We start from the raw sequence: 418 nt of genomic DNA, 5'->3' as shown, positions 1-418 counted from the left end.
CAGCGACCCGATGCGGTCGGAAAACTGCCCGCGAAAGGCGCCGAACGCCACAAACATGCCGAGTGTCATCTGGTTATCGATCACCAGGCTGGCTCCCAGCCAAAGAATAACGACCTGATCGCAGGCGGCAATGAAGGTGTTGATCCCGCCAAACAGCATGTCCATGCGGGTGACCCGGATACCGGTATTGATGGTGTCGATTTCAAGGTTGAGCCAATGGGCAATGCGACGTTCCGCCATGCCCTGCATCTTGACGGTGGCGATACCGTACAGCGTCTCCATAAAATACGAGCCGGCGCGGGCCTCCCTGACCAGCGCTTCTTCGGACAGTTGGCGATAATAACCGTAGGTCAGCAGCCGCATCAGCACGTAGAGCGCGGTGAATGCAATCACCACCCAGGTCAACCAGCCGCCATAC

1 protein-coding gene is annotated in these 418 nt (G+C 58.1%); it reads right to left on the bottom strand.

Annotated features, from left to right (window positions below; genetic code table 11):
* A partial coding sequence (locus KHA85_RS20400; RefSeq protein WP_272875190.1) for an ABC transporter transmembrane domain-containing protein occupies positions 1-418 on the bottom strand: 418 nt, incomplete at both ends.

Origin of the sequence: Dietzia massiliensis, assembly GCF_018390595.1 — a bacterium.
Taxonomy (GTDB): domain Bacteria; phylum Actinomycetota; class Actinomycetes; order Mycobacteriales; family Mycobacteriaceae; genus Dietzia; species Dietzia massiliensis.
The sequence above is the reverse complement of the archived record's forward strand: the minus strand, read 5'-3'. Positions and strand labels throughout refer to the sequence as shown.